Genomic DNA, 26,595 nt, shown 5'->3' on the forward strand with positions numbered 1-26,595 from the left:
AGACGACGAGATCTCCTTCGGTGACGGCACCGATCCGACCAATTTCACTTCCCATTACCGCGATAAGCGGATGTAACTAGAATATTGGTCTCTGCAGTAAATTGCCCAATAGGGCCGCTCTACTCTTTGATTCCAGCTCTCTACAAAATTATAAACTATATTTGGCTATACTAATTCTCCGGGTATCGCAAGATGAGACTGCACCAGCTATAGCGACCCCAGAATGTACGATTTTAGCAAATTCACCCTTCTGCAAGCGCTCCTCATCGGATTTCTCGTCGGCCTTCCGTTCGTGGCTATCGGGTTCACGTTGTCGGATTTTCTCATCGCAGTTCTCGGTGCCGAGCGAGATGTCGTGAGGATGGGAGCGCGCTATCTCGCACTCGTCTTCGCCGCCGCACCGCTCCGAATCGTTGCGTTGGTTGGAGCACACTCCCTGCAGGGGACCAGTGATACACGGACGCCGCTCGTGGTGAATGGGCTAGCGAACGTCGTCAACATCTTCGCGACGATCGGATTGGGGCTCGGACTCATGGGATCCTACGTCTCGGCATCGTCGGGGTAGGGCTGCCGACAGCGTTCAGCCGCGGGTTCGAGTGCGTGGCGGTGCTCGGAATGATCGTGACTGACCGAACCGACCTGTCGCTCAGACGGCCGCGAGATGCCGAGGTGACGAAGCAACTCATCGCTGTCGGTCTCTCGAATTTCGCTGAAGGAATGAGTACGTCGGTCGCAAACTTCCTGTTCAACGCCTTGTTGCTCGTCTTCGGGCCGGAAGTGAGTGCAGCGTATCACATCGCACGACGAATCTACCAACAGCTCGCCGGCCCCCTGTACCGCTCGTACAGCGTCGCTGCGAGTATCATCGTCGGACAGAGAATCGGTGAGGGAAAGCCGGTCGACGCGCGCTTTTCTGGCTTAGCCATCACGGCTCTCAACACACTCACGCTCGGCGTCGTCGGTGCCGTTATCTGGGCCGGGACAGAACCGCTATCGACGATATTCACGAAGGACTCAGAAACCCTCGGATACGCTGTCGCCTTCACGCGTATCTCGGGAATTTCGATGCTCTTTCTCGGGATTCTTCCCGATGGCTGGAAGTCTCTAAGGCGCGAGCGATACGCGGACGCCGTTCTACGCTCGGTTCACCGGAACTTTCGGCTTCGTGCTTGGATTCAGCTACCTCGTCAGTATCTGGTTCGAGTATGGCCTCTCGGCAGTCTACATGGGAATCGTCCTCACGTACGTCTGGTGGGCACTCGTCGCGTGCACCGGCTTTCTGTGGGATGATTGGGCAGAGAGAGCAGACCAGAAAATGGCCGAACGGGCATCGACAGCGGATTGAGCAGCCCGCTCTGTCGGCGGCGGTGTCTCGGCCCGTAGGTGACTGGTTGACAGCCTCGCGACGAGGCTGTTCAGTGGCGAAGTCTTGTAGCACGTACGAATGATTACCAATCGTATGACGTCCGTGAACGCGGCTCGCATCGGTCGACAATATCAGTGCAGGAAGTCAGATGTCCGCTCAGAACGGCCGTTTGCCGACGGGGAGGCGACCGTCGCTATCGAACGCGACGCGGCAGATGAGGTACCACGTCGCGATCGAGAGCGCGACTGTCACACCGAACACGAGGATTCCTGACAATACCGTCGAGATTATCGACTGGTACGCGAGAACGAGCACGAACGTCATCAGGATCGGGATCACCGACTGGACGGTGTCCTGTAGTCGAATCATTCGCTGGCCTCCGTGGTGGTGAACGCTCCCTCTCTCTCGGGTGAGGTGCTCGCTGCGGTCTCGTTCTCGTGGAGGAAGTTTTCTGGAGCGTACCGGTCTCTGGCCGCCGATTCGAGCGTGATGCCGCCGTCCCCGTCAAACGAATCGACGTGAATGCACGCGGTTTCGTGACCGACCGTCGCGCCGTCGACTTGTTCCAAGTCCGGGTCGGTGGAGCGGCACTCGTCTGTCGCCTCCGGACAGCGCGGGTGGAACGAGCAACCCTTTGGCGGCTCGATGGGTGACGGCACCTCACCCGAGAGCGGTTCTCGCTGCTGTGCGAGTTCCGGGTCTGGTTCCGGAATCGCTTTGAGCAGTGCTCGGGTGTACGGGTGCTGTGGGCTCGCAAACAGCTGTTCGGTCTCTGCGACCTCGACGATCTCGCCGAGGTACATCACCGCGACTCGATCACAAACGTGCCGGATGACAGAAAGGTCATGGGCGATAAACAGGATGGTAAGGTCGTACTCTACCTGAAGGTCCTTGAGGAGGTTGAGAATTTGTGCTTGGATCGAGACGTCAAGTGCCGAGACAGGCTCGTCGCATACGAGGAACTCCGGTTCGACGGCGAGTGCGCGGGCGATACCGACGCGCTGTCGCTGTCCGCCGGAGAACTCGTGAGGATAGCGGTTCGAGTACTCGGGTGAGAGTCCGACCTGTTCCATGAGCTCCTCGACACGTCCGTCGCGTTCGCCCTTGTACAGGCCGTGAATTTGCATCGGTTGCCGAATGATCTGTCCGACGCTTTTTCGTCGGTTGAGACTCGACGCAGGGTCCTGGAACACCATCTGGATTCGCTTTCGGAACTGCTTCAGCTCTTTCGACGAGAGCGACGTCACGTCGGTTCCATCGTACGTGACGGTGCCAGCGGTGGGTTCGTCGAGCTGAAGAATGCTCCGAGCGGTGGTCGACTTGCCCGAACCGGACTCACCGACGAGTCCGATCGTCTCTCCCTGACTGATTTCGAACGAGACATCTTGGACTGCTTTGACCGTCTGCGTCGCATCGAACAGCCGGTCGATGAAACTGTCGTTCTGTGTAAAATGCTTTGTAAGTCCGTGGACGCTCATTATCGTGTCGCGGTCACTCATTGGAGACACCTCCATCGGTCGTTACTGAGTCGCTTGCATTTCGAGTCATCGTTGCTTGACTGTAGCCGAGGGCGTGGATGCACGCCACCTCGCGATCGGCCTCGACCGCACGCAGGTCGGGATCCGTCTGTTCACACTCTTCAGTCGCGTGGACACAACGGGGGTGGAACGAACAGCCAGCCGGCAGTGTGGTGAGGTCTGGAATCTGACCCTCGATGGGTGTCAGCCTGCTCTCTGTCGACCGGAGGTTCGGGATCGAACGCATCAATCCTCGAGTGTAAGGATGACGGGGAGACTCGAAGAGGTCATTGACTCCTGCACGCTCGACGATACGCCCTGCGTAGACGACGGCAACCCTGTCGCAGCTTCCAGCGACGACACCCAAGTCGTGCGTGATGAGAATGACACTCATGCCGTACTTCTTCTGAAGCCGGTCGATGAGGTCGAATATCTGTGTCTCGATGGTGACGTCGAGTGCCGTCGTCGGTTCGTCGGCTATGAGTATCTCCGGATCACAGGAGATGGCCATCGCGAGGAGAACCCGCTGGCGCATTCCGCCGGAGAATTGGTGCGGATAGTCGTCGACGCGGGCCGAAGGTTCGGGGATACCGACGTCACCGAGGAGTTCGATCGTCCGCTCTCGTGCCTCCGCTTTCGTCGCGTCTGTGTGTTTGCGGATGACCCGAGAGATCTGACTCCCTATCGTGTAGACAGGGTTCAACGACGTCATCGGGTCCTGGAACATCATTGCGATGTCGTTGCCGCGAATCTGTCGCATCTCGGCCTTGCTCTTCGTCAGTAGGTCCTCCCCTTTGTACCGGACGGTTCCCTCTTTAATGTACCCTGGCTCATCGATGAGGCGCATTACCGACATCGCGGTCACACTCTTTCCAGAGCCGGACTCTCCGACGATGCCTAGCACTTCGCCTTTGTGAAGGGTAAAGGAGTTGCCGTCGACCGCTTTGACGACTCCTTCTTCTGTGTGGAATTGGGTGACCAGTTCCTCGACTTCGAGAATCGGTTCACTGGTCATTGGAGCCCTCTTGAGAGTACCGCGGGTCAAGCGCGTCGCGCAGTCCGTCACCGAGCAGGTTGAACCCGAGGATGATAATCATGAGCGCCAACCCCGGGAAAACCGGGAACCACCACTGACCGCTGTAGACGAAGCTCCGAGCGTTCGACAGCATCAGTCCGAGGCTCGCAGTCGGTGGCTGCAAACCGAGCCCGAGGAACGACAGCCCCGCACTTGCCAGCACGGCAGTCGCCATGTAGAGCGTCGCTTGAACGACAACGATGGGAATGGTGTTGACGAGGATGTCACGAGTGAGGATGTGGGAGTCGCTCGCGCCGAGCGATTTTGCCGCGTCCACGTAGTCCTCCTCCATCTCTTTGAGGACCGCACTGCGCATCACCCGCGCGAACCGCGGGATGTAGGCGAACCCGATGACGAAGATGATCTTCGCGAGGTTGGGGACGACGATCCACCCGTAATCGGTCTTTCCTGCTCCGAGGATGCCGATAATCGCGATGGCCAATATCAGGCTCGGGAACGAGAGGATGATGTCCATCGCTCGCATGATAGTCTCGTCTACCCAGGAGTTACCCAAGTAGCCCGCAATCGCACCCAGAGTGATGCCGACGGTCATTGCGACCAGATTGACACCGATCGAGATCATCATGAGCGTCCGGAGGCCAAAGATCATCCTCGAAAGAAGATCGCGGCCGTGGTTGTCCGTCCCCAGATACGCCGTTATCTCCGCGTTGGACTCACCTTCGACGAGCAAGGTAGAACCTGGCGGGAGGGGGTTGTGTTCTCCCTCAGGTGCGTCGAACTGGGTAGCGGGGTCGTGCGGTGCAATGACCGGCGCGAATATCGCAGCGAAGAGCGTGAGTCCGATGATTACCGCTCCGACTATCGATAGCCGGTTCTTCCGGAACTCGCGCCAGAACTGTTCGAACTGGCTTCGATGCTCACTGGTCTGCGCCTCCTGCTTGACTTTGGTTACTTCTTTTGTTGTCATTTTCAGCTGTCCCCGTCTTCACGGATTTTCGGATTGAGGTACGCGTAGAGGACATCCACGCTTAGGTTTGCGAAGACAAACACGCACGTAATGAACAATACCAGTGCACGGATGACCTCAAAATCCCGGCGGGCAATCGCCGTGATGAACAGCTTCCCGAGTCCGGGAAGGTTGAATACAGTCTCCGTCAGGACCGCACCGTTCAACAGCCCACCGATTCCGATTCCAATGACGGTCACAACGGGGATGAGAGCGTTTTTTGTCGCATCCTTGAGGATGACCTCGCGTTCACCAACTCCCATCGCTCGGGCCGTACGAACGTAGTCTTGATTCAGCGTTTCGAGCATCTCGGAGCGGGTCATTCGCTGGATGATCGCCGCCCGTGCGGTCCCGAGTGCGATGACGGGTAAGAGGAGGTGCTGCAGGTTCGCAATCGGGTCTTCGAACGGGGAAATCCAGCCACCTGTCCCCCAGTCGAAGTTGAAGGAGACACCGAACACCATAATCAGGACGATGCCCAACCAGAAATTCGGAATCGAGATGCCTGAGAGCGCACCGATACGAGAGAGGTGGTCTGCAGGTTTGTTCTGCCGAACCGCACCGATGATTCCGGCCGGAATTCCGATGAGCACTGCGAGAAGCTGTGCGAGAAGGGCGAGTTCGAACGTGAGCAGGAGACGGCTCTTGATTAGTGTCACGACTGGCGTCCCCTGCTGTACGGTCCACGAGGTTCCGAGGTCACCTTGAACCGCACTGCTGGCCCACAGCCAGTACTGAACGTAAAACGGCTTGTTCAGCCCGAGCTGTTGTCGTACCTGTTGAATAATTTGCTCGTTTTGGAGTGGACCGAGCATGACTGCTGCGGGACCCCCTGGTGCGATGTGGAGCAGCCCAAAGACGCTCACACTCACACCGAAAAGCACTGGTACGATCAGCAACAGTCGTTTGAGGATAAATCGTGCGATGCTCATAGATTCGAAATACGTATCAACACTCTGTCGGTTGTTTCCATGATTGTAACGTGAACCAGTTAGTAAGGGTTGTAGATGACTCTTTTTGTGAATTGTCCTGAACTATCAGTTCTTTGTCGCCGGGCGGAGGTCAGACGAGAACGACCCCATCTCGTAGCCGGACACGGAGCCACTCCACGCGGCGAGCTTACTTGAGTAGGCGATGTCGAGCTGGATGGCGTTCTCGACGAGGTACTCCTGAAGTCGGTAGACGATCTCTTTTTGTTCTTGTTCGTCAGCGGTTCGTTGAGCTTTCTCCAGCGTCTGAACGTACCAGTCGTGTCCGTTAGAGAAGTTCCCTTCGGCGTCTTCAGGGGCAGGCGGCCCGCTCGGCGCGTACCGGTCCGGGAGGTCGGGGGAGGCGTGATGCCAGTTGTTGTGGTTTCGGTCGTTCGGAACAAACCCGGTGCTGAGCCAGTAGGTGACGACTGGAATGGCGTTCGTCCAGTTCTCCAAGGCAGCATGCCACTTTGTCGTATTATAAATTTGGTCGAACAGTGCGGACTTCTCGAGCGTAGTAATCTCGACGTCGATGCCGATCCTCGAGAGCTGGTTTTGGATGACGACACCCTGATCTTTGAGGTGAGAGCCCTTTGTGATGAGCATCTCGAAGGTGAATCCGTCGGGGTTGCCTGCCTTCTCGAGTTCTCGTCGGGCCTTGTCGGGGTCGTACATCTCCATCTCTTTCAGCTTGGGTGACGTCCACTCGCTGTCCGGATACCAGAGCCCCTGCTGGGCGACTCCTCTCCCGTAGAAGATCTCGTCTAAGATCTCTTCGGCGTCGATGCCCCACTGGACTGCTCGACGATTGTTGACGTTGGACATCGGGTTACCCTCCGATTCCATAAGGTTCATATAGAGCACTTCGGTCGTGTTCCCTGGTACCGTTCCTGTCTCGATATCCGGGTCGTTTTTCAGCGACTTGAAGTCCTTGTCCGGGATAGAAGTCGTCAGGTCGGTGCTCCCAGACCGGAGGTTCGCCAGTCTGGTCGAGTCCTCTGGCATGATCTGGAAGTTGATCTCGTCAACCTTCGGAACGCCGTCCTTCCAGTAGTTCTTGTTCTTTTTCAGAAGGACATTCTCGTTGGTGTTCCACTCGACGAATTTGAAGGGACCGGTACCGGCACCACTCGGATCCCTTGTGAGGTTCGTCGCGATTCCTGTCGGTCCTTCCCGTTCGCTGGCGGTGCCACGAGAGCCCTTTTGAACGATTCCCTCTAGTCCCCGAGTCAGCCACCAGTTGAGCGTGGAGAACTCTGTCGTGAGATTCAGACGGAGCGTCCGGTCACCAACGATTTCTGTCCCTTCGACGTTCGGAATCCGGCGGCGGATCGGCGAGTTGTTGTCTGGGTTCAGAATCCAGTCGACGGAGTACTTGAAGTCCTCGACGGTCACGTCGTCCCCGTTGTGGAACTGTAGTCCGTCGCGGAGTGTGTAGTCGAAGGCCATCCCGTCGTTCGTCGGTTTCGGTACCTCCTTAACGAGTCCCGGTGCGAGCTCCGAGTCCGGAGTCAGTTCGATCACCTCGTCGTAAATCAGACTCCCGATCGAGCTTGACCCTGTATCGGCCCACAGCGCCGGGTCGAAGTTCCACGGTTCTGACGCGATTGCGACGTTCAGGCGAACGGTTTCGTCCGAGGCGTTACCGCCACTTTTGCTGTTACTGCCACTTTTGTTCTCATTTCCAGTACACCCAGCAAGCGAGGCACCCGTGAGTGCACTGCTCATTGCGAGGAACTGTCGCCGATTGATATCGTATTCAGTGATGTCTCTAGCCATGTGTATGCTTACCTATTGCCAACGTTTGACATTGGGATCAAAGGAGTACCATCATTTAAATCTATGCATAATCGTCAATATTACTCATTGACTTTGGAGAACTATGCTGTCGATTTTTTGACTGCTCGTTATTCGTCCTTGGAATAGCTTGGAAGTCACGAGTTGTGCTGTTGATAAGCCATGTACGCGTGAGAGTTACGGTGATTATGTTGCAATAATAGCCAACTGTGCAAAGATATAAATATAAGATCCACATCGCTACTTGTAGACTTTCGATGTTAGCCAGTAACACAGAGTCTTCGACTCAAGCCGAAGTAGTAACGTTGAGTTCACCACATTTCGGTGGTGACGGAAACATGGTACCAATATGACCGTCTCGCTTAGTTACGACGACTATGATCTCGGGAGCATGACGTGGGAAGACGCCGAAGGTGCCATTGAAGATGCGGACTTTGCAGTCTTACCAACTGGTGCAATCGAGCAACATTCACTCCACCTCCCCGTTTCAGTCGATACCCTCCGGGCAGAGAACTTGACCCGCATCCTCGTTCAAACCGCATCTGACCGTGATCTCTCTATGATCCGTCTGCCCACGCTTCCATTCGGATACTCGGAACACCACATGACCCGGGCAGGAACCCTGACGCTGATGCCTGATACGTATCAGAAAGTCGTTGAGGAGCTGGGGGCCTCGATTTCACAACACGGAGCCAAGCGGTTGCTCATCGTCAACTGTCATGGTGGAAACAACGCACCACTGAAACTCGCTGGGGATCGTCTCCAGCGAGAGCACGATATCGAAGTGTACCTCGTAAACTGGACTTCGTACGCTCGTGACCAACTGGAGACACGCTTCGGAGAAGACTGGAGCCATGCAGGAGAACACGAAACCAGCGTCACTGAGCTATTCCATCCAGAGCTTGTTCGGGCAGAAAAGAAGGAGAAACAAGAGCGTAAGGCCGACTTCAACGCTCGACAGTACACATGGTACACCGACCTCGCAGTACAAGGTGGCCGTGGAGATCCCAATAGATCGGACGCCGAGTTCATGGAGAAAGTGGTTGCCGACACAACCGACCGAATCCTTGATGCACTCGAAGAGGATCTTGAACAGACGGGTGATGGTGTTCACACACTCGAACAGCCGTCCTAGTCATTGGACTGAGTCACCTTTCGTTTCATCCCGACAGCGTCGTGGTTGAAATTCGTTTTGCAGAATTTTTAAATCGATCACCTTTCGAGTTGCTGTGCTCGCCTACTTCAATCCGACTTGTTGGTAGGAGAAGCACGGTCGAAACAGTGGGGTTAGGAGACTTCCATCGGAAATCATATTTTGGCACTTCAAATATATGTCCAAGACTGTTGGATTGTTCCGACAAAACACACCAACTTTGCAGCCCTCGAACTACTTTAGTTTGAGATCATTGTCAACGAGCTATCCACCGTCGGAGGAACATATATGTGGGTGCGATTCACACAGTAAGTCATGTCTGGTGCAAAGACAAAGCCACTCAAATCGCTACGGTCAGCGTTTGAGGTCATCGACTACTTAACGCGGTCGGGTGGGGCAGGAGTCACAGATGTCGCAAACGAACTCTCAATACCGAAGAGCACCGCACACGTGTACCTAACCTCACTAGAAGAGGTCGGCTATGCAGTGAACGACGATGGTACGTATCGAATCGGGATGCGGTTCCTCGAGATCGGTGAAACCGCCAGATCACAGAATCGGCTCTATGAACTTGGCTGCGAGGAAATCGATCGATTGGCAGAGGAGACCGGTGAGCTAGCGAGCATGATGATACCCGAACACGGATACGGTGTGTATCTCTACCGAAAGCGGGGTGAGCAAGCGATGCCGGTGAAGTCTCACATCGGTAAACACGTCGATCTCCACTGCCGGGCGTCGGGAAAGGCCATACTCTCAGCACTTCCGAGAGAGGAAGTCGAACAAATCGTCGACGAAAGAGGGTTGATCCGCAGAACGGAACAGACGATAACCGAACGGGATGAACTCTGGGCAGAACTCGAGAAAGTGTCGAAGCAGGGATACGCTGTGAACGACGGTGAACTGCGCGAGGGGCTCCGTTGTATCGGTGCGCCAATCACCCGTGACGGGAAGGTGGTCGGTGCGGTAAGTGTCTCGGGACCTGTTGGTCGGATACACGGCAATCGATTCGAAGAAAAAATTCCGAAATTGGTCAAGAACGCGGCGAACATCATCGAGATCACAGTTCTATACTATTGAGCGAAAGCACTTCCAACAATGTTGGACGCAGCAAACTGCTCTCAGATGTCCTTACAAGTTCAGTTCTGTAATGACAGCCGCTGAAGAAGATCGCTCAATCGAGTGAAATGCTGATTCAATTTTTGGAGAAGGGATTGATGGGTGCGAACTCAGGACGTTATTTCGCGCATTTATTGCTAGTCGTCGAGGTAAACTGCTATGAGTTACATCACTCTCCCCTACACACGTTTCGATTGCTGAACAAGAGTAAGAGTGCTCCTCTACGCTAGAAACACGTAGGAAGCTCCCTCACGGGTCTTGTCAACGTCGGTCTAAGTCAATTATTGCACAAAAATATCACCATCAAATACAGTCCAATAATCACGGATGGCCGAACTAGTGTAAAGACGGGGCCGCCCGGTTTGCAGAAGGAGGTGAGCTTCGATAAGATTGGAGCTGTCCGTAGAAATATATCGTCGTAGCCCGTGTCAGCACCAGTGTCTCGCTGTAAGATGTACCTTTGAGGGGGGAGATGGATTACAATGCTATATTTGTAATGGTCGGCCGAGTGCTTTCATTATATCGATTACAATACCAATCCTGTAATGCCTTAGTCAGCGCTGTTTAGCTATCCTCCAGACGAAGTGTTCGTTCATCGAGTGTTTGATGTGATCATTGAGAACCATAGTGCACGTTCGGAGCGACTAGACCAATTCTGGCGGGGTGTTATAAGGTTCATTTGTTAGGCTCACGACCTCGCGGCTAGACTCCGTCCGCAGCTCGATGCCGATCTCACCGTCCACGAGGACCCTGAGGCGGTCGTCGCGAGCGACGCCATCCTGACCGTCACGAACTCAAAGACTCCAGTGCTGGAAGAATCGTGGCTTGCTGATGACGCATTCGTCGTCGCGCTCGGCTAATACAGGGAACTCCCTGACGAGACGATCCTCGCGGCCGATCATATCATTGTCGACGACGTAGACCAGTGCCTCCAGCGTGGTGCTCTCTCGGACATGGTCAACCGTGACGACCTGACGCAAGATGATCTGGACGCGACTATCGGAGAAGTACTCGTTGAGGACAATGTGAGTTCCATCGAGACCGACGACCGAATTCTTTTCGTCCCTATCGGCATGGAATCACTCGACGTTGCGCTCGCCGAACACGGCCACGAGAAGCAGGACCGAGCAGACTGCAGAAAAGGAGTTCGAGTTCGGCTGACGAATGCATCGGACTTGGCGGCTAGTGCAACACCTGTGCGTGATTTCCAGCACTGGCAGCAACCACTCGGGTGGCTACACAGCCTCTATATATCAAATTTATGATCTTATTGTAGAGCCCATGAGTTTTGAACGATGTCGTCCGTTGTAGATGTTCCATCTTCAATCGTACCATTGCATTCGTTTCGGCCTCTAAAGACCGACTCCTCTTAGGTGTTTGACTGACGATGGATTTATCATTAAGGTTCGTCGCTGCTTCTCGAATCTCTGATAGTGACACACTCATGGCTCTGATCACTAGCGAGACCGATCATCAACCTCGCTTGAGCAATACACTCACAGCGATTTCTCTTATACTTGTAGGTGGTGCCACCGAAAACTCCGTCTGCTACTCATAATTTGGAGTCGTTATCGCTTTCCATACCAACTGATAGATATGGCATAAAATACAACGACAGCTCAAGCATCCTATTTACAATCTAATAGAAAACAAAGGAACTGTCTATCCAGTGCTTCTGACCGTGATTACGGATCTAATCAGTAGACTTCGCGATTAACTCATGGGAGTTTACAAATGTGTTCCTTGGCTTCACACGAATGCTCTCGGGATGGAATTGGATACCGGCTTGAGGTTTGTTTCTCTGGTGCTCACCTATAGAGTGTCTTTCTTATATCTGATTTGGTTGGTTTGTGAGGGTGACTTCCATACTCTACTACATAAGGTGGAGCCATTTTGATTTAAACAAAAATTGTACGCCCTTGTACAATTCATCACAACCGCCATGAAAAAGTTAAAAAATCTACCCTATATCTCAGTTACGCGCTCATATTTCTCATCAAGCGCTGACGCATCCTCTGGCAGCAACGCAGTAACGAGATAATCTGCATACTCACTAAAGTAATCGACCAGTGTTGCAATCCGATCCGAATCAATCGCTTCCAACGAATCGAGAAGAATGAACGGGACGTCCTCATACACCTCATGTGCGAGATACCCCGCAAGCGCGAACACCAATCCAGTCACTTCGCGCTCGCTCTCACTGAGATGATCGACTGTATCCTCGTAGGCAGTTCCCGATTCTGTACTTCGAATCACGTGCAGGGTGAACACACTTTTCGTGACTTTCCGTCGTCCCTCACGGACATCTTGCTTCGTCCGCTCAATCCAGATGCGTTCGAGATTCGCATAATCGAGTAGGTCGAGGACGGTTTCCATATGCTCATTGAATTCAGTAACTGCATTTTGCTCAATTTGCTCAATCCGGGTACGCAGATCCGCTAGTTCCTCCTGAATCTCTGCGCGTTGTGCCTCGAGCTGTTCTCGTTCATCGAGCCTTGTCTCGATATCTTGGAGTTCTGTCTCAACATCTTCCAGATCAGATTCCAGTCGCTCGAGTTCGAACTCGAGTTGATTTGCTTCTTTGTGGAGATCGAGCACCTCGCTGTAATCTTCCTCTTCAAGCGAGTCGACTTCCTCTTCGAGCGTTTCTATTTCCTCGGTGAGGTCAGATCGTTCAGCTCGAAGCTCTTCAAGGCGAGTTTCGCGATCGTCGAGTTCGGTTTCAAGCTGCGTGATCCGTTGCTCGACTCGTTCGCGTTCACGCTGTCTGTTTTCACGTGCCGATTTCTTATCTTCCAACTCGTTGATTTTTGAGTTCAGGTCGGAGCGTTCGTCGAGCGTCTCTTGGCGCAAGGTCCGAAGTCGCTCGAGGGTGGCTTCAATTTCTTCTTTGTCGACCTCGCTGCCACACGTCCAGCAAACTACCGTTTCTGTGTCAGCGACAAGCTGATCTGTAATCGAGTCAGTCGATGTCGAGTCCGAACCGCCGGTCGGTTGGAGCGCGTCGCGGACGTCTGGACTCGTGCCCTCAAGCATCTCTTCGTTGAACTGGATGATCGTCTGCAGTTCAGTCATCGTCGAACTGAGCTGTTGTTTACGCTCGCGAAGTGATTGGATTTTCTGGGAGATTTCGCCCGTATTCGACGGTTCGTCTGGTAACTCGTTCTGTTTGGTTTCCAATTCGGAGAGCTCGTCTTGAAGTGCCTCTATACTGTCTTCTTCGCTGCTGATTTTGTATCGAGTATCTTCAAGTGTGGAGCGTGTCTGACGTAGTTCATCGAGCTTTTCGTCGAGTTCCGCCTTTTCGTCTCGCTTCTCACTAACGTTCGCATCAGTCTCTTCGAGTTCTGTTTCTTTTGCCTCGAGTTCAGCTCGTTTTTCCTCAACTTCTGTTTCGAGCCGGGTTCGCTGTTGCTCTAGACTGGGTCGCTGCTGATTAAGTGATTCGAGCGTCTCAAGTTCATTATCGAGGTGCTGTTTCTCGGTTTCTAGTTGCTTGATTTCGGCATCGATAGTTTCTGTATCGACAGGCTGCATGATGAGATCGCGGAGATCGTCATCAAGAGCAACGGCACGTCGTGCCTCATTCGACTCAAGTAAGAGGGCAAATAGGTCGGCAAGTTCGGCATCGTCAAGGTAGGGATCGCCTTTCGTCGTAATTGAACCATTGGTACGCGCCAGCGTTCGTGTATAAGTGCGTTCGCCAATTGTCAATTCGACACTTCCTTCTTCTGCATCGCCCTTGAGGGTTGCTTGGTCGCTCCCGAGTGCCGCCATAATGGCTTGCAAGAACGAAGTACGGTTAGTTGCATTCCGCCCAGTAAGTATGGTGACGCCAGGCGAGAAGGTAACGTCTGTTTGGTCGATCCCGCCGATGTTGCTCGCGCTGAGCTCGATCTGATGTTGATCCCGTTGTGTCGCTTCCATATTGGTGGTAACGGTCTCTAGCTTATAAGTGAATTTCCTTACTAAGCTGGAAGTTATTCTACCGAGTGGCAGCCATACTGCACAGGAATAATTAGACCGAGATACGATTTTATCATTTGTATTATGGGTGTCATTTGATGTAAGACCGTAGTCACAGGCTGTGTCGCGATGATATTCAAGGAAATTTGTCATATTAGGATTAGTAGTTCATGATGATGAACGATCCGGTGGCATATAACAACCACAAAAGTAAATGGTTAGATTCAGTCATCACAATCTGTGTCTTTCATTCGCGTCAAAAGTATAATCATTAGAGGATGTGTTTGTACACTGCCCCTTCTTTAACCTACACAATGTTTTTCAAAAATGCGTTGGTTAATAAAATGATTTCTTGTACTACCATTAGGGAGGCATCACCATCGAGAATCGCCATCTCTAATCACTGAGGCGATATATTCTGATTTAACCCGACCGCATTCTCGCTATTAGAATTAATCACATTAGTTATTATCAATTTTCGTCACGATCGAGGCTTTCTTGCGGACACCCTTTTCCAAGATTGTGTTCCAGTCCGCGACATCATCCGAAATCCCCTCCGCTTGTGCTTTGGCGGCGAGTTCATCGACCGTCGCTTGTTCAATCTGATCGGTTTCAGCGACAGCTGTCCGATCAGACTCTGCCTGAGCGGCACGATAGACACGAAGTTCTTGTGCATAGTGGGCGACGGCTCGCAACGTCTCGCGATCTTGTTTTTGGAGCCCTTCGACGATGTATTTCGGCAATAAATCGGAGGGTGTAGGTTTGGTTGATTCCGGCATTGGTGTCATATCTTATTAACCTACAATAGGTCGTCAAGAGGTATAGATTTGTTGGTTAATCACTCATGAGGCTCATTTGAAATCGGCCCAATTTAATTCCAACGATTATCCATAATTTGAATGGGAGCTAAATTCTCATCAGATATTGACAAATTCACAACAAGGGATTAAATTACTAAGCGGAAGTAAACGAACCCTGGGATCCTCAATGAAATCTATGTGAGTTCTTGGTACAGACATTCGACTTTCAACCATGACCAATGTTTTAAGTAAAATTTCAAGAATCAAATACGGGAGCTACCATGACCTCTTCGCAGAGGATACCCAAATGAGATAGTCTCCGATCGAATACTTTCGTTATGATTTAGCTCTGTTTGCTGGTTAGTGCGAATCGTGAGCTATGAAGTAGTGAAGAACATAGTCCGGCATCTCGTTCGCTGGTTTAAGATCGTGAGATAGTCTACAGGATCAGCTTCATGTCTTTGTCTCTTCGATGAGCTCGCGGTTAACTGTAGCAATTAGGTTGTCTTCTGGTTTGATGCTGCTGACTGGTTGGTCTCATGAAACCTGCGACACGGCCTGCTGTCAGACTTCCTTTGGTGGCACTAAGGCCGGCTAAAGATAACTGATGATGGATTCACCACCACCCTCAAGCATTGTTTGAATTCTGATTTATATCTCTAATTCGGCTCTCGATTTTACTTTCAGACGATTTGCCTCGACTTCACCGGCGATCAAACTTGGGAGTTCGGCCAGGAAATTTTGTGTGTGCTCTGCTTCCATATGGGTGTCGAATGCCTCCTGATCTTCGTACTGTTCGAGGATTCTGAGTACATTCGGATCGTCTACGTCGATAGAGACACGATAATCGATTACACCGTCTTCTGCCCGCGACTTCTCTGAGAGATCAGATGCTATTTCGAGCGCACGTTCACGCTCATCAGGGTTTACTGGAATTTCTGCATTGATTACTAACATTGCACTCTCAGAATGTCTCTCTTAATATAAAGTAGTTACCCGGTTCCATCTTGGATACAGGAATGTAAACGTACTCTGGTGGGAGTCCCATCAGAGAGAACGTAGGAGTAGATCACAGATCACTACTCTCGAAAAATGCATCGGCGAGAAGTAAGTCATTGCATAGTTTCACAATTCCTGGCTTCCCTAAAGCAGCAGCGATACGTGCGTTTCGTCCAAATTAACGTGAACGGTGATATTGCATCGTCTGCCGTCTTGCCGGAAGCGGATGCAACGAAAGTGACTCTGGTTTATAATATAATTGATAATTAGATTTATTATTAGCCCACAAGATACTTTTGTTAGATTTCGCCAATGCCATCGCAGCAAACCAAGAATTATCGTGGTAACTCCGACAATGTGAGTGAGGAAGTCCTCGAAAGCCATCGCAAGGCAAAAGAGCCGCTCCAGGATCGGTACCGATTGTACATTAGCGGTGAATGGGTTGATTCAGAAGCCAATGATGTCGTCTCCGCATTGGATGCAATCACTGGCGAAACCCTCGCAAAATACCATCGAGGGAGTGCAGCAGATGTCGATAAGGCAGTTGACGCGGCTGAAGAAGCGTACAATAGCGAGTGGAGAGAACTCACCGCTAAAGGTCGGGCAGAACACCTCGAAGAACTCGCAGATGCAATTGAACAGGAAGCAGACCTTCTCGCCACTATCGATACGCTTGAAACGGGATTCCCTATCGTGACGACACCAGCTCTCGCCGAGCAAACCGCAGGTCAGTTGCGATATTTCGCTTCGATAGCCCGGACAGAGGACAAAGGAGAGGTGCCGGCAGCTGGTGATGTCGAGAACCTTCATCACATCTACACACAGGAAGAGCCCTACGGCGTCGTCGGTCTCATTACGCCCTGGAATGGTCCGGTCGGAAACCTCGGCGTGAAATTAGCCCCTGCCCTTGCTGCAGGAAATACCGTGGTCTACAAACCGTCTCCACGTGGCGTTATTTCGTCATTCTTGGTGATGGAAATCATCGACGATATCTTGCCGGATGGGGTAGTGAACATGATTCCTGGTGAGGGCCACGAGGTTGGGGAAGCAATCTCATCACACTCACGTATTCGAAAAATATCGCTGACCGGCTCCACGCGGGCTGGCAAGTCAGTGATGAAAAGTGCGGCGTCGAATCTCAAGGAGGTATCATTGGAACTCGGCGGAAAATCTCCGCACATCATTTTTCCAGATGCAAATCTCGAAGCCGCTGCAACGGGTGTCGCAATAGGTATCTACGGATTCAACGGCGAGGTTTGCACCGCTGGATCACGGCTATTCCTTCATGAAGAAATTCACGACGAATTCCTCGAAATGGTAGAGACGACGGCGAGCCAGATGTTCCAGATGGGCGATCCACTGGAAGAAGAAACGATGCTCGGCCCACTTATTGACCACAAGCACCTTGATCGTGTCGAGTCTTACGTCGAAACGGCAGTCGAAGAAGGTGCAACTCTGTACTCCGGTGGTGAAAGTAGGGATATCGAGGGTCTCGGCGGTGCACCGTTCTATGAGCCAACAATTCTCACAGATCTTAACAACGAGGACACTGTTGCCTGCGAAGAAGTGTTTGGGCCTGTCCTCTCTGTCCTCAAGTGGAATGATCGTGACGAGATGGTTAAACAAGCGAACGATACTGAATACGGCTTGGCATCCGGCCTCTGGACTACTGACCTGCAGACTGCTCATACGATGAGCGACAAACTACAAGCGGGCGTCGTTTGGGTCAACTGCTACAACGGCTTCCAGACGGGAGTTGCACACGGCGGGTACAAACAAAGTGGCTCCGGACGTGAGATGAACAGACAAGCCTATCACGAATATCGGCAGACAAAGACGGTCAATATCAATCTTCAGGATAGCTGGCCCCACATGTAACGCTTCATTTTTCTACTCAAAAAATCGAAAGAGCGAATATTTCAGTCGAATGTTGTTATCAGATCATCAGAAATTTCTGCAATCAGTTCCCGTGCGGGTGTGAGATCCATTGGTTCGACCAGTAGTTGAATAAGTCCGTGGATACCATCATCATAATGGATGTGGTTGACATCAACATCTGCATTTGTCAATTCCGCTGCGTATGCGGCGCCCTCGTCTCGAAGTGGATCAAAACCACAGGTTACTATCGTGGCTGGCGGAAGTGCTTCGAGATTATTGGCCTGCAATGGCGATGCGTATGGACTCTTGCTATCGATCTCGTCTCGCAGGTAGAGATCCCAGAAATACTTCATATCGGCCTTGGTCAATAGATATCCCTCTGCGTTCTCTTCGTACGACTCTGTATCAAAGGAATGATCGAGTACTGGGTAGATGAGAACCTGGCGGTCGAACGAGAAGTCGCCCCGTTCACGAGCAAGGAGCGTGACTGCTGCGGCCAGGTTTCCACCAGCGCTGTCGCCAGCAATGGCGATATTGTCGGTATCGATTTGCATTGCTTCCGCACTCTCTATCACCCACTCTGCAGCAGTGTAGCAGTCTTCTAGAGGCGTCGGAAATTTGTGTTCCGGAGACAGACGGTAGCCGACTGAAACGACCATGCAGTTAGCAGCTTTAGTCAATGCCCGGCAGGTCGGGTCATAACCGTCTAAACTTCCAGTTGCCCACCCACCACCGTGAAGGTAAATCAACGTCGGGAATGGGCCTTCAGCCTCTGGGATGTACACTCGTAACGGGATCTCACCACCGTCCACGTCGATCGGCACATCCATCACATCTGCAATAGGCTCGGGTTCTTCCGGATCAGGGAACATTCCCTCAACAAACGCCCTCCCACCCTTGGGTGAGAGCGACCACAGTGGTGGCATTGGAGCGGCACCCATCTGTTGGAGAAGCCCGTTAATTTCTGGATGTGGTTCCTCTGCGGCAGATACCTGCTTACCAAGTTGCTCGGACATCAACATCCATAATGATTCCACATGCTATAAATTTAAGGGTGACTGAACGATATCGCTCAGACGTGGATGGTAGTATATGATTTAAAATTTCCTGCCCTTCTCTGATTTGAAACCACGTTACTGCCCGGTATCTACGTGCGACTGATTACCTAATGCAACCATTGACTGAGATGCCCATACGTCCTTTATTATTTTCTCATCTATATTCAAATGCTGATGAGACGTGCTATTTTCTATCAACGTGTACTGCGAAATTTGCTCAACTAATTTCCCACGTTCAACTAGTCATAAACAATTTATCATAAGAATTAAGGACGATAAATCTGTATCAGAAAGAGGAATCATGTCCGTGGACATGCCTGAACAAAAACAGGATGAGATAGAGAAAGTACTAGATAATATTCGATGGGCGAGAGATTCCAGTCTGGATGGCGAAATCTTGAAATCCAATTCGCACCTCCATCGAGCAGAAGAATTACTAAAGCAATATAAAGAGTCGAATCTGTAGGTATGTTGTTTTGACGGGGCTGTAAATTTCGGTTTCTGTAGCTGTCCTTCTCGTTGAGAAATGGAATCACTACAATCGGGGCTCTGGTCGGGCATGTTTAGTGTGTGTATGTAGCATTATCGCTGTACTCTCGGAGTACTCGGTACTAAGAGAGTTGGCGAACGTCGATTACCGTATAGTTACGGACGACATTTTTGGGAGGATGACTTAAGCAGTTCGTGGCTCCCAAAATTATATATGGGTGCTAATCGTTAACAATAGTTGTGGATTGTCAATGAGCACGAGCAATCAGAGTACCGATACAGCACTCATCGAAGAGACGGATTATGACGCGATTATTGTTGGTGCTGGTTTTTCAGGGGTGTATATGGCCCACAAACTGCGCGACGAACACGGATTATCAGTGACGGTTCTTGAAAAAGCCGACGACGTGGGCGGAACCTGGTACCACAATAGTTACCCGGGTGCTCGGTGTGACAGTGATAGCTGGCTCTATTGTTATTCTTTTTCGGAGGAGATTAGGAAAGAGTGGGAATGGAGTGAACGATATCCTCATCAACCAGAAATCCGAGAATACATTCGATTTTCGGCAGAAAAACTCGATCTGTTGAAGGATATTGAGTTCAATACAGAGGTTACCTCGGCAGTCTTCGATGACGAAACTGGCATATGGAAAATCGGTATGGCTGACGGAAGCCAGCTTTCGACTCAGTTTTTCGTACCGGCTGTCGGTAATCTTTCCAAATCCTATATTCCGGATTTTGACGGCATCGAAAGGTTCGAGGGAGACTGGTATCACACGTCCAACTGGCCAAACGAGGGCGTTAATCTGAGTGACAAAGGCATTGGACTTATCGGAACCGGATCTACCGGTATTCAGATTATGCCGAAACTTGCTGAACGGGGAGACCATTTGAAAGTTTTCCAGCGAACGCCAAACTACGCTGTCCCCGCACGCAATCGCCAACTAGAGGACGATGAATGGGAGATGATTCGGCGGAACTATGATGAGCTCTGGGAGGATGCACACAATTCTGATGGCGGCCTTGGATGGGAGTTTTATTACGAAACTGCCGATGGACTCTCTGAGGAAGAGATTAACGAGGCCCTTGAAGAACGTTGGAACGAAGGCGGCCCACTACTCAAAGTGTTCGCGGATGCATTGATTAACGAGGATACCAACGAAGCGGTGTGTGACTTTATTCGTTCCAAAATCCGTGAGCAGGTTGACGACCCAGAAGTTGCAGAAACACTCTGTCCAAAGGATCATCCGTACGCCGCTAAACGCCCGCCACTCGCATACAACGGCTACTACGAGAAATATAACCGAGATGATGTCGAACTCATCGACGTAAATGAAAGCCCCATTGAAAAGATAACACCAAGCGGTATTCAGACCGCTGATTCACACCACGATCTTGATTTTATTGTCTATGCCACTGGCTTTGACGCCGTTACGGGAAAGCTCGAGTCGCTAAACATTCGTGGGCGGAATGGGCTGAAAATAGAAGAGAAGTGGAATGCTGGCCCTCGGACGTACCTTGGCATCGCCACTAGCGATTTCCCAAACATGTTCATGATTACTGGTCCACAGAGTCCGTCGGTGCTAACGAACATGACGGTATCAATTGAACAGCACGTCGAGTGGATCTCTGACTGCGTCGAGTATATGTTGGAAAATGGCTATCAGATAATTGAAGCGGCTGAAGATGCAGAGGATGAATGGGTTGCACACAATGATGAGGTAGCCAGTCAGATGCTGTATGACAAGGCAGATTCTTGGTATAGGGGTGAGAACATTCCCGGGAAAGAGAGTACATTCCTCATCTATCCAGGTGGTCTCAATGCATACCGGGAAAAATGTACCGAGGTCGCAGAGCAAGATTATGAAGGTTTCAAACTTGCTAACTCCCTCGAATCGCAATTAGCGGATTAAACAGCAGGATATTCAAGTGATCAAAATACTTACATTTGCTCCACCATACAGTCTCGTCTCATCGCCGCGGTCGTGAACAAAACCGGGAACCTCGTCGCAGCAGACGTCGCACTCTCTGATGAGATTGATGTGGCAGTGATGCGCGGTGCTGGTTTTCCGAGCGAGCCAACCCAATTAGCGAGCGACGTGGGGAACGTCCGTATTCTCGAGGTTCTTCGCCAGCGTCACGAAGTGACGGATTAACTGTGATACGATCCTTTCTAGACTCTTGTGGCCTGAGTCAAGAACGGGAGTTTATAACTCTGACTCAAAGTAAATGAAATTATTTTGGCAATAATGTGTGAAAGGGACAAATTGGGTGCAGACAGCCTGTTGGGTGTTTTCGAAGTCGAAATCCCGATTGTGTTCCACCAAGACGGGTTCAGGGTGATACAAGGGCATCACTATAGCGAACGCCTGGATACCACTCGTTTCGGTTGATACTTTCTCACGATTTAGGTTGAACGATACTTTAACAGCACTTGATCACTTCTATGAAGACAATGGAATTCAACTTCGAACTTGGCGTCCCCGATCAGGAGGCATTCATCCGGCAGTCACGCTCGTTCACGCTCGGGGACCAACTCCGAAAAACCGCACGAATGTATCCTGACCGCATCGCTGTGAGTGAATCTGAGCAGGAGCAGACATATGCCGAACTCGATAGACGGTCAGATCGCCTCGCAAATGCGTTGTGCGATCGAGGGTGTGTCCCTCTTGAATCAACGGTTGCAGTCCTTTCCGAAAATCGTGGTGAAACGGTGACGCTCGCATATGCCTGCGCGAAACTTGGTTGTCTGCTAGCGACGTTGAACTGGCGCCTTGAGCGTGAAGAACTCATTCACTGTGCCGACCTGGTTGATGTAGACGTTCTTGTAGTTTCCGAACGGTTCACAGAACAAGCGGGCTGGATAACCGAAGACATCGACGAGACTCTCGAAATCGTCGGTTACGACGGTAATGGTGACATCCCCTACGCGGATTTCGTGGACGAAGGTGAGCCGGTTGAACCCCTTCCCGACGAACGCGTCGACCCCGAACAAGGCTTTGCGATTTTTAACACGTCCGGTACGACCGGACTGCCAAAGGGGGTTGTTGTCAGTCACCGGTCGATACTAAGCCGGGTCGTCCAGATCAGCATCGACTACGAATTAGAACGGGGAGACAACTATCCAGCTTGGGGTCCGATGTTTCACCCCGCGGGTTTGACTTGGATCGGCCTCACGGCCGTCCATTGCGGTACATACTACCCGATCAACGGCTTTGATCCAGAACGAATCGTCACTGTCCTCCTCGAATCTTCACGACCGATCAGTTGGCTGTTTCTCGTTCCCGGCGTGGTCGAACGCATCTCAGACCATATTGAAGAGCGAGGACTTTACGCTGCCGATTTCCCGGAAATCCGCACAATTGGTGCACTTCCAGACATGATCGAAGCCGAGCGAATCGAGCGCATAACCAAACTCCTTGACGCACCCTTTCAGAACACCTACGGGGCAGCAGAGGATGGACATGCCGCCTCCGGGAGTAAGATTCCTATCAGTGTCTCCCCGGATGCGGAGATACTCAGGAAGCACGAAACCTCACTCATCGATATTAAATTCGTCGATGAGCGGTGGAACGATACTGACGCCAAACAGGGCGAAATGGCCCTTCGGGGGCCATCACTATGTAGCGGGTACATCCGGAATCCGAAGACAAACCGGGAGGATTTCAGGAACGGATGGTTCCGAACCGGCGACATCTTCGAGCGCCATGGTGACGGCACCTACAGCTTCGTCAGTCGACGGAAATACCTTATCAAGCCGGGCGGAGAGAACGTTTATCCCGCAGAAATTGAGGCGATTATCACCAAGCACGACGCTGTCGAAGAGGTAATCGTCGTGCGTGCTGACGATCCAGATTGGGGCGAAGTCCCAAGGGTTATCGTTGCTGTCGCTGATATCGACGACCCTGATACTCTCCGATCGGAGTTGATGGAGATGGTCGATGAACAACTTGCGCGCTACAAACTACCACATTACATCAAATTCGTTGATCCAACAGCGTTCGATCGGTCAGCGACGGGAAAGATCGTCCGCGCAGAAGTCGAGGGGTGGGAGATATCCGACGACGAACGGGTTCGTGAAGTTTGAAAGTCCATGCTTCTATAAGCATCTCCATCCGCTGACCATCGCGGTGGGACTATGGTCGGCTTGCTAGTCTCTTCACGAAGAGTCGGGATTGGTTCGTGACTACTGGGTTAGCACTCTGTTGTAGAGCAAATAGGAGGACTGAGAATATATTCGTCCTTTCAATTCGAAGACCGAAGTGGCTTATTAATTAATATTTATTTTTTGTACTATGTAAAAAGAAATTTTATATTTAAAATAATACGTCAGTTTTCTGTGATCGGATTTGCTACCCGGTCGCCTAAACAGCGACTTTGAAATGTTTTCTCGGGATAAGAGCCAGGGGACTGGCCGTCTGATATTCTATTGGAAATGAATGAAGGTGTGTACTTTCAAATAATTTGTTGCAAATGGACAAACGGAATCCGCTAATACCGAATCAAGATTAGTGCCTGATAAGGCCTTTAAAGATAGCTCGAGTCAAATTAAGAGCCTTTGTCACTCCAATTCCATCAAAATATTCTCCGGAATTGTCGGATACTGTGAGGGGGATCTAGTGGCTCTCTGTTCAGATGTGGTCTCCTATGGTGAGCATATGTTGGGAGAGTCGAAGCTCCAACACAGTCCCGGTTTGATAACGAAGCTATAGGTGCTTTACATTCTTAGGCTTGTAATGGGTTTTCGAATACATCGATTGCCAGTTGATTCTGTCAGCCCTTTTGACGGAGTCAGCAAAGACAGGGATACTATTTCATAAGCAGCTTAAAATCGATTTATCATAAGCTAAATTGTCACTTTTTAATATTTCTAGTACTCTTGTTGAGACCAATATGGCGTTTACTCGCTCCGATTTCTCACTTATTGATGAGGAGGACATTCATATAGAAACGGAATGGGCTGTGAAAGCTGGCTTTATCCGTAGAGACGAAGTCCGGAAATACCGGAGTGAACTTGGGTATTGTTATCGTCTGACAAAGTAGTGTTTTCCAGTTTACGCATACGATCTCTAAATGAATACTCCTTCTAAGATGGTCAGAGTATGCCTTTGTCGAATGCAGTGCCATTCCATCCCTTTATCGGCAATGTAGCGTTATCTTCCAAATAAGATTAATTCAATAATTCGAATTTTTATATCGAATAAAACAAAACTATCTATTTCGGTAATACCGAACTCACTTCGTCTGGCGACATTATCTAATTGACAGTTTTACTCCATTCTCAACAAAACACGCAAAACCAGTCGTTGGTGTTATAGTGGAGTCAATAGAATTAGACAAAAGATAGGAACATTGGTTTTCGGAGGAAGCGAATATTTTCTAAACCTGAAATCCTTGTAGTAAGGCCATCAAAGAATGTCAAGTTGGCATCATTGTTCTGAAAATTGTGGTGTAACTTTGTGAAACAATTATCAGTGTCGAGACTGTGGAGTAAAAATCGATTCTAACAGGTTCGATAGCGACATCCGGCCTCAGTAGACAATACACTTTACTGGTATTAGATGAATCAGTATGATATCCGATGGACTTCCAGTTGTCACGCGAACACGAGATGATGAAGAGTGCAGTAAAAGACATCGCTGAACAATACGGCGATGATTACTGGCAGGATGTTCACGAACAACGTCGACCACCCACTGAAATCTTTGATGATCTGGCTGCTGGCGGCTGGTTTGGAGCGCCACTGCCAGAAGAGTACGATGGGCAAGGGTTGAGCCTTTTCGATACCGTTGTCATCCTTGAAGCACTGTGTGAGTCCCACGCCTGGGAGACGACGTTTCGATTCACGATGAGTACCGTCTTCGGCGGAATTAGCATTGTTGAGAACGGGACTGAACATCAAAAGGAGTCGTACCTGCCAAACATTGCCAACGGCAAGGATGTCTGGGCGCTGGGTATGACCGAACCCAACGCAGGTCTGAATACCGCAAATACGACTACAACGGCTGAAAAGGATGGCGATGCGTACGACATCAATGGCCGCAAACAATGGATCTCCGGTATGGAGTTTGCGGACCAACTGTTGTTGATGACCAGAACTTCTCCTCGTGAGGAGGTCGACAGCAAATTTGACGGGATGACGATGTTCATCGTTGACCCAGAAGCTGATGGTATTGAGTACAGTGAGATTCCGCTAGACCTCTACTACACTGAACCAACCTACGATTTATTTATCGATGACCTACGAGTCCATGAGGGCCAGATACTGGGCGAGGTTGGATCTGGCATGTACCAGATTTTCAGTATGCTTAACGTTGAACGCATTACCGCCGCACTGTCGGCATGGGGTGCAGGAAAAGAGGCGTTGGACAAGGCTATCCAGTACGCAAAGAACCGTGAAGTCTGGGATGAGCCTATCGGTGCCCACCAAGCGATTCAGCATCCGTTGGCGGAATCACACGCCAAAATGGAGTCAGCCCGTACAGAATTGCGTAAGGCGGCTTGGCAGTACGACGAACAAGTTGGCGACGTAGGCGAGACGTCGAATATCGCCAACTATCTCGCCTGTAAGGCTGCTTGGGAAGCCTGCGAAGCGTCGATGACGACGTACGGTGGAATGTCTGCGAGCAGTGAAATGGGTATTGCGGCTTGCTGGGGCGTCGCTCGCCATCAGCGCACTGGTCCGGTGTCCGAGGAGATGATTCTCAATCACATCGGCCAGAACGTCCTCGGCTTGCCCCGTTCTTACGGAACATGAACAGTGACGTACGTGGTTCGGATCGATGAAGTCGCCTAGGGCGGTTCTAGGTGTGTTGGAGGCGCTCGCGTTGAACATCCGCTCGACAGCTGCGTCGGGTCTATCCCTTCGCAGAATCTCGTGGAGTATATCGAGTACATAGAAATTATCAATTATTTTATATGAGCTCGCTCATCGTGGTCAAAACCTGTGTCCTTTACATGGGGTGTGACTCTTCGAACGTCATCGTGGATTTTTCAAGCCAACCGCGCAATCGTCACTCTGATAGGAACGACTCGACATTATCACGAAACTCCTCTGGAATTGGAATCGGTTCTCCACTGTTTGAATCGACGAAGACAGTAGTAAGTGATCCTTCGACGGCATGACTCCGCTCTGTCGTCCCCGTCAGCTCGTAGGTCATCGAGGTAGTCCCAATCGATGGGTCAAGTGTGATCGTAAGCTCATCGTCAGCCCAGATTGGTGCGAGGTAGTCGATGTCAACGTTCCGTGCAGGGGGAATGTAGGCCTCATGTTGGAACCGCTTGTTTGTGAATCCGATAGATGACCGAAACTCTTGGAGCGTTCTCACGACGTAGTCAACGACGACCGGTGTGCAGATTCGTTCGGAGTAGTCTGTGTCCCCTGCGTAGATCGTCCATGTGAACTCAAACGCCATATTTGCATCCTCTTCCCAACGGGTAAAA

The 26,595-nt window shown here is 51.1% G+C and carries 22 protein-coding genes; 9 read left to right on the forward strand and 13 right to left on the reverse strand.

Annotation, left to right across the window (positions count from 1 at the left end; all coding sequences use genetic code 11):
* Nucleotides 1–223: 223 nt before the first annotated feature.
* Nucleotides 224–565, forward strand: coding sequence for an MATE family efflux transporter (locus ACN2TU_RS21120; protein ID WP_435158209.1), 342 nt, complete (start codon nt 224–226; stop codon nt 563–565).
* 35 nt (nt 566–600) lie between these two features.
* Nucleotides 601–1,290: an MATE family efflux transporter gene (locus tag ACN2TU_RS21125; protein ID WP_435158211.1), complete on the forward strand. Its 690-nt coding sequence runs from the start codon at nt 601–603 to the stop codon at nt 1,288–1,290.
* A gap of 232 nt (nt 1,291–1,522) precedes the next feature.
* Here ACN2TU_RS21125 and ACN2TU_RS21130 read toward each other — a convergent pair whose 3' ends face one another.
* The 6 genes from ACN2TU_RS21130 to ACN2TU_RS21155 all read right to left on the reverse strand — a co-directional run bounded on the left by ACN2TU_RS21130 (nt 1,523) and on the right by ACN2TU_RS21155 (nt 7,675).
* Nucleotides 1,523–1,735, reverse strand: a complete 213-nt coding sequence (locus ACN2TU_RS21130) for a hypothetical protein (protein WP_435158213.1) — start codon at nt 1,733–1,735, stop codon at nt 1,523–1,525.
* Entirely contained in the window at nt 1,732–2,865 is a 1,134-nt protein-coding gene (locus ACN2TU_RS21135) for an ABC transporter ATP-binding protein (RefSeq protein WP_435158216.1), read from the reverse strand. Before ACN2TU_RS21135 ends, ACN2TU_RS21130 begins: the two co-directional genes overlap by 4 nt.
* A complete protein-coding gene (locus ACN2TU_RS21140; RefSeq protein WP_435158218.1) occupies nt 2,858–3,898 on the reverse strand; it encodes an ABC transporter ATP-binding protein in 1,041 nt (346 codons plus the stop codon). Before ACN2TU_RS21140 ends, ACN2TU_RS21135 begins: the two co-directional genes overlap by 8 nt.
* A complete protein-coding gene (locus tag ACN2TU_RS21145) occupies nt 3,888–4,886 on the reverse strand; it encodes an ABC transporter permease (RefSeq protein ID WP_435158220.1) in 999 nt (332 codons plus the stop codon). Before ACN2TU_RS21145 ends, ACN2TU_RS21140 begins: the two co-directional genes overlap by 11 nt.
* Before the next feature lie 2 nt (nt 4,887–4,888).
* On the reverse strand, nt 4,889–5,851 hold the full coding sequence (locus tag ACN2TU_RS21150; protein ID WP_435158428.1) for an ABC transporter permease: 963 nt from the start codon (nt 5,849–5,851) through the stop codon (nt 4,889–4,891).
* Between the two features lie 111 nt (nt 5,852–5,962).
* Nucleotides 5,963–7,675, reverse strand: coding sequence for an ABC transporter substrate-binding protein (locus ACN2TU_RS21155; RefSeq protein ID WP_435158222.1), 1,713 nt, complete (start codon nt 7,673–7,675; stop codon nt 5,963–5,965).
* 367 nt (nt 7,676–8,042) lie between these two features.
* Between ACN2TU_RS21155 and ACN2TU_RS21160 the strand changes: the two genes are divergently transcribed.
* Together ACN2TU_RS21160 and ACN2TU_RS21165 are read left to right on the forward strand one after the other, a co-directional pair.
* Nucleotides 8,043–8,828 (forward strand): creatininase family protein, encoded by a 786-nt coding sequence (locus ACN2TU_RS21160; protein ID WP_435158224.1) that lies wholly within the window; start codon nt 8,043–8,045, stop codon nt 8,826–8,828.
* A 333-nt stretch (nt 8,829–9,161) separates the two neighbouring features.
* Nucleotides 9,162–9,923: an IclR family transcriptional regulator gene (locus tag ACN2TU_RS21165; protein ID WP_435158226.1), complete on the forward strand. Its 762-nt coding sequence runs from the start codon at nt 9,162–9,164 to the stop codon at nt 9,921–9,923.
* Between the two features lie 833 nt (nt 9,924–10,756).
* Here the strand turns inward: ACN2TU_RS21165 and ACN2TU_RS21170 are convergent.
* From ACN2TU_RS21170 to ACN2TU_RS21190, 5 genes are all read right to left on the reverse strand, one after another.
* The gene (locus ACN2TU_RS21170) at nt 10,757–10,942 is read right to left on the reverse strand and encodes a hypothetical protein (RefSeq protein WP_435158227.1); all 186 of its coding nucleotides are present in this window, start codon (nt 10,940–10,942) and stop codon (nt 10,757–10,759) included.
* A 202-nt stretch (nt 10,943–11,144) separates the two neighbouring features.
* Complete coding sequence (locus tag ACN2TU_RS21175) at nt 11,145–11,408, reverse strand: pyridoxal-phosphate dependent enzyme (protein WP_435158229.1); 264 nt, start codon at nt 11,406–11,408, stop codon at nt 11,145–11,147.
* A 519-nt stretch (nt 11,409–11,927) separates the two neighbouring features.
* Nucleotides 11,928–13,889 carry an archaea-specific SMC-related protein gene (locus ACN2TU_RS21180; RefSeq protein ID WP_435158230.1) on the reverse strand — a complete coding sequence of 654 codons (1,962 nt, stop codon included), beginning with the start codon at nt 13,887–13,889 and terminating at the stop codon, nt 11,928–11,930.
* A 500-nt stretch (nt 13,890–14,389) separates the two neighbouring features.
* On the reverse strand, nt 14,390–14,707 hold the full coding sequence (locus ACN2TU_RS21185) for a hypothetical protein (RefSeq protein WP_435158231.1): 318 nt from the start codon (nt 14,705–14,707) through the stop codon (nt 14,390–14,392).
* A gap of 672 nt (nt 14,708–15,379) precedes the next feature.
* On the reverse strand, nt 15,380–15,685 hold the full coding sequence (locus ACN2TU_RS21190) for a putative quinol monooxygenase (RefSeq protein WP_435158232.1): 306 nt from the start codon (nt 15,683–15,685) through the stop codon (nt 15,380–15,382).
* A 399-nt stretch (nt 15,686–16,084) separates the two neighbouring features.
* Between ACN2TU_RS21190 and ACN2TU_RS21195 the strand changes: the two genes are divergently transcribed.
* Nucleotides 16,085–17,605 (forward strand): aldehyde dehydrogenase family protein, encoded by a 1,521-nt coding sequence (locus ACN2TU_RS21195; RefSeq protein ID WP_435158233.1) that lies wholly within the window; start codon nt 16,085–16,087, stop codon nt 17,603–17,605.
* A 41-nt stretch (nt 17,606–17,646) separates the two neighbouring features.
* On the opposite strand, the gene ACN2TU_RS21200 is transcribed toward ACN2TU_RS21195, so the two are convergent.
* On the reverse strand, nt 17,647–18,621 hold the full coding sequence (locus ACN2TU_RS21200; protein WP_435158234.1) for an alpha/beta hydrolase: 975 nt from the start codon (nt 18,619–18,621) through the stop codon (nt 17,647–17,649).
* 782 nt (nt 18,622–19,403) lie between these two features.
* Between ACN2TU_RS21200 and ACN2TU_RS21205 the strand changes: the two genes are divergently transcribed.
* The 4 genes from ACN2TU_RS21205 (at nt 19,404) to ACN2TU_RS21220 (ending at nt 25,909) form a co-directional block, all read left to right on the forward strand.
* Nucleotides 19,404–21,065, forward strand: a complete 1,662-nt coding sequence (locus tag ACN2TU_RS21205; RefSeq protein ID WP_435158235.1) for a flavin-containing monooxygenase — start codon at nt 19,404–19,406, stop codon at nt 21,063–21,065.
* 60 nt (nt 21,066–21,125) lie between these two features.
* A complete protein-coding gene (locus tag ACN2TU_RS21210) occupies nt 21,126–21,308 on the forward strand; it encodes a 3-hydroxyacyl-CoA dehydrogenase family protein (protein WP_435158429.1) in 183 nt (60 codons plus the stop codon).
* A gap of 299 nt (nt 21,309–21,607) precedes the next feature.
* On the forward strand, nt 21,608–23,239 hold the full coding sequence (locus ACN2TU_RS21215) for a class I adenylate-forming enzyme family protein (protein ID WP_435158236.1): 1,632 nt from the start codon (nt 21,608–21,610) through the stop codon (nt 23,237–23,239).
* 1,494 nt (nt 23,240–24,733) lie between these two features.
* Nucleotides 24,734–25,909, forward strand: a complete 1,176-nt coding sequence (locus ACN2TU_RS21220) for an acyl-CoA dehydrogenase family protein (protein WP_435158237.1) — start codon at nt 24,734–24,736, stop codon at nt 25,907–25,909.
* A gap of 256 nt (nt 25,910–26,165) precedes the next feature.
* On the opposite strand, the gene ACN2TU_RS21225 is transcribed toward ACN2TU_RS21220, so the two are convergent.
* Nucleotides 26,166–26,567: an acyl-CoA thioesterase gene (locus ACN2TU_RS21225; RefSeq protein ID WP_435158238.1), complete on the reverse strand. Its 402-nt coding sequence runs from the start codon at nt 26,565–26,567 to the stop codon at nt 26,166–26,168.
* Nucleotides 26,568–26,595 lie beyond the last annotated feature (28 nt).

It is taken from the genome of Haladaptatus marinus (genome assembly GCF_051194195.1).

Bases quoted from the DNA above. Each gene is read 5' to 3' on its own strand.
- ACN2TU_RS21120 (WP_435158209.1), top strand. From the start codon at position 224: ATGTACGATTTTAGCAAATTCACCCTTCTGCAAGCGCTCCTCATCGGA.
- ACN2TU_RS21130 (WP_435158213.1), bottom strand. From the start codon at position 1,735: ATGATTCGACTACAGGACACCGTCCAGTCGGTGATCCCGATCCTGATG.
- ACN2TU_RS21135 (WP_435158216.1), bottom strand. From the start codon at position 2,865: ATGAGTGACCGCGACACGATAATGAGCGTCCACGGACTTACAAAGCAT.
- ACN2TU_RS21140 (WP_435158218.1), bottom strand. From the start codon at position 3,898: ATGACCAGTGAACCGATTCTCGAAGTCGAGGAACTGGTCACCCAATTC.
- ACN2TU_RS21145 (WP_435158220.1), bottom strand. From the start codon at position 4,886: ATGACAACAAAAGAAGTAACCAAAGTCAAGCAGGAGGCGCAGACCAGT.
- ACN2TU_RS21155 (WP_435158222.1), bottom strand. From the start codon at position 7,675: ATGGCTAGAGACATCACTGAATACGATATCAATCGGCGACAGTTCCTC.
- ACN2TU_RS21160 (WP_435158224.1), top strand. From the start codon at position 8,043: ATGACCGTCTCGCTTAGTTACGACGACTATGATCTCGGGAGCATGACG.
- ACN2TU_RS21165 (WP_435158226.1), top strand. From the start codon at position 9,162: ATGTCTGGTGCAAAGACAAAGCCACTCAAATCGCTACGGTCAGCGTTT.
- ACN2TU_RS21175 (WP_435158229.1), bottom strand. From the start codon at position 11,408: ATGAGTGTGTCACTATCAGAGATTCGAGAAGCAGCGACGAACCTTAAT.
- ACN2TU_RS21180 (WP_435158230.1), bottom strand. From the start codon at position 13,889: ATGGAAGCGACACAACGGGATCAACATCAGATCGAGCTCAGCGCGAGC.
- ACN2TU_RS21185 (WP_435158231.1), bottom strand. From the start codon at position 14,707: ATGCCGGAATCAACCAAACCTACACCCTCCGATTTATTGCCGAAATAC.
- ACN2TU_RS21190 (WP_435158232.1), bottom strand. From the start codon at position 15,685: ATGTTAGTAATCAATGCAGAAATTCCAGTAAACCCTGATGAGCGTGAA.
- ACN2TU_RS21200 (WP_435158234.1), bottom strand. From the start codon at position 18,621: ATGTCCGAGCAACTTGGTAAGCAGGTATCTGCCGCAGAGGAACCACAT.
- ACN2TU_RS21205 (WP_435158235.1), top strand. From the start codon at position 19,404: ATGAGCACGAGCAATCAGAGTACCGATACAGCACTCATCGAAGAGACG.
- ACN2TU_RS21215 (WP_435158236.1), top strand. From the start codon at position 21,608: ATGGAATTCAACTTCGAACTTGGCGTCCCCGATCAGGAGGCATTCATC.
- ACN2TU_RS21220 (WP_435158237.1), top strand. From the start codon at position 24,734: ATGGACTTCCAGTTGTCACGCGAACACGAGATGATGAAGAGTGCAGTA.
- ACN2TU_RS21225 (WP_435158238.1), bottom strand. From the start codon at position 26,567: ATGGCGTTTGAGTTCACATGGACGATCTACGCAGGGGACACAGACTAC.